This is a genomic window from Streptomyces minutiscleroticus (assembly GCF_014650875.1).
Classification (GTDB): domain Bacteria; phylum Actinomycetota; class Actinomycetes; order Streptomycetales; family Streptomycetaceae; genus Streptomyces; species Streptomyces minutiscleroticus.
On the sequence record NZ_BMVU01000165.1, the window covers coordinates 1 to 2,600 of the forward strand.

Genomic DNA, 2,600 nt, shown 5'->3' on the forward strand with positions numbered 1-2,600 from the left:
TGATCTCCCGCTGGCAGCCCGTCCCGACCGGAAAGAGCACGCAACTCCCGGCTATCCCCGGCCAGCCTTGACGATTTCATCCGTCGACCAGATCTTCCTCCAGTGCGCGACGGGGAAGTCCACGAACGCGGTGACGTCCTCCGCCGTCTCCCGCAGCATGCTCTCCACCTGCGGGAACTGCCGTCCCAGCATGCCCGCGACCGTTTGGAGCTGGCTGCGGACGGTGGCCGCGTCAGGCTGCGCGAACGCGGTCCGAATGGTGGCCGCGACCATCTCCGCGGAGCCCTTGGGGACGCGGGCCAGGACGTTGCGCACGAAGTGCACCCGGCAGCGCTGCCAGGCGGCGCCGATGAACACCGACCGCACCGCGCCGACCAGGCCGGTGTGCGCATCGGAGATCAGCAGCCGCACCCCGGCCAGGCCGCGGGAGGGCAGCGAGCGCAGGAACGCGGTCCAGAACGCGCCGTCCTCGCTGTCGCCGACGTCGAAGCCGAGGATCTCGCGGCGGCCGTCCGCGCAGACGCCGGTCGCGATCACCACCGCCTGGGACACGGCGCGGTGATTGACCCGGGCCTTGCAGTAGGTGGCGTCCACGAACACGTAGGGGAACGCGGTGTGGGACAGCGACCGGTCGCGGAACAGGGCCACCTCGGTGTCCAGGTCCTGGCAGATTCGCGACACCTCGGATTTTTCAGATGCCGGTGTCCGCGCCGAGGGCCCGCACGAGGTCGTCCACCGCGCGGGTGGACACGCCGTGCAGGTAGGCCTCCATCACCACGGCGAACAGGGCCTGGTCGATGCGGCGCCGCCGCTCCAGCAGGGACGGGAAGAAGGACCCGGCCCGCAGCTTGGGGATCTTCAGCTCCAGGTCGCCGGCCGCGGTGGTCAGCAGCCGGTCGCGGTGCCCGTTGCGCCAGGCGGTCCGCTCGCTCGTGCGCTGGTGAGGTGCGGCGCCGATGGCCGCGGTGGCCTCCGCCTCGATCAGTGCCTGCAGCACCGCCTGCAGGGCCTGGCGGACCACGTCGTCGGCATCGGCCGCTTTCAGTGCTTCGAGCAACTCCAGCAGGGCAGACTGGTCCAGAGCCATCGTGTGCATCCTTTGATCGAGAGCCTTGGTCGGATCTCGCTGACCGTCACACGATGGCACGCCCCGCGCCAGGGGCTGCACCAAGACCATCCCGACCTACACCACGTCGTGGGACACGACCCTGGCCCCCAAGTCGGAGGCCACCAAAATTTACAGTCCAGACTCCTCGGCCGTCGCAAGCTCACTGCGCCGCGCATCTTTCCGAGCTGGATGCGGCCGGGCCGGTCGGGCGAACGCCTGGGGCGAGCATCCGCAGCTCGCGGCTGCGGCGCGCACACTGGGCAGGCTGCTGGGAGGAAGTCGACCGCTCGGCCGGCCCGGCTGCGGTCCACAGCCGCTTGGCCGACTCCTGCATGAGTAGCTGACCGAGCCGCTGAACAGCGGGGCTAACGACCCCGTCGCGCGCGGCAGCACATGGCTACCGGCAGCATCCGGTCAGGCAGCGGAAGCCGTCATGGGTGGCGCCACCCGCAGCCCAGTGAACGCGCCCGTCTGCATCCGCTCGGTCCTCAATTCCGGGACGATGTGCGGAAGGTGCCCTGCTCGCGGACTTCTGCCATGCCCCTCAGTACCACAGGTACAGGTGGTATTTGAACTTTCCGTCAGTGCCGAGGCCGGGTTCACACGTCCACTCCCATGAGGGGTGCTGACCCAGCCAGTACCACCCTCGGTCCTCGCACTCCCCACGGGTCCAGTGACTGCTGTAGAAGTGCTTGGTCGCCTGCGCGCTCCGGTCGTCCAGGACGCTCTTCGTGCCGGCAGGAGCAGCGGGCGACGCGGCGGTAGCCGCCTGGGCAGGTGCGACCATGAGACCCAGTCCTACGGTGGCTCCGAGAGCGAGCCCTGCGATCATCTTGCGGATGTCCATTGCTATCCCTTCCTCCGGCGAAGGCCCTGGCGGGACAACCCGGGCCGCCGCGCTTGTTCGACGGCCACCACCTTGCTCACGCGACCTTGCCCGAATCTTGGAGAAACTTTGAATCACCCGGTCAGGGCACTATCCGCACAGGACATGCAGGCGGCTTGCCGCGCACCGCGTTCCGCTCTTGGGCCACTTGGGTCAGCCCGGCGCGGCACCGCTCGGTCTGTCGGTCGATGAGCCGTGCGGTTGCCGCTCGGGGGGTCCGTGGGTCCGGCCTGACTTCTATCTCGTATCCGTTTGAGGGATTCGATCAGGTCCGAAGAGAGGGCAGGGTCTTTGAGAAGTGATCTTGTGTCCGGGGTCGTCAGGTCAGTTCAAGGGCGGTGAGGGGCCGCAGGTGGTCGCGGGCGGTGTGGCGGAGGGCGGCGGCGATGTTGGTGCGGCCGTCCTGGCGGTGGATGCCGATGGCGAGGTTGCGCAGGCCGGCCATGACGCGGGGCAGGTGGCGGGTGCGGATCTTGGAGGCGTCCTCGCGGAAGGTGCGGTCGCGGACGTGAGGCTGATCCCTTGGAGTGGACACCCTGACAATGGATCTTGATGGTCCAGGAAGGGATGTCCAGGTGGGACGCCAGTCTCCGTACCCGGAGGAGT

Annotated in this window: 2 protein-coding genes and 1 pseudogene; all 3 read right to left on the bottom strand. The window is 68.7% G+C overall.

What is annotated here, in order from left to right; genetic code table 11:
* Nucleotides 1-57 precede the first annotated feature (57 nt).
* A pseudogene (locus IE271_RS40620) lies at nt 58-1,087 on the bottom strand (IS256 family transposase); the annotation flags it as partial.
* A gap of 565 nt (nt 1,088-1,652) precedes the next feature.
* The gene (locus tag IE271_RS40625; RefSeq protein ID WP_190195440.1) at nt 1,653-1,895 is read right to left on the bottom strand and encodes a hypothetical protein; all 243 of its coding nucleotides are present in this window, start codon (nt 1,893-1,895) and stop codon (nt 1,653-1,655) included.
* Nucleotides 1,896-2,313: 418 nt separating this feature from the next.
* A complete protein-coding gene (locus IE271_RS40630) occupies nt 2,314-2,529 on the bottom strand; it encodes a hypothetical protein (protein WP_373308920.1) in 216 nt (71 codons plus the stop codon).
* Between the last annotated feature and the right edge of the window lie 71 nt (nt 2,530-2,600).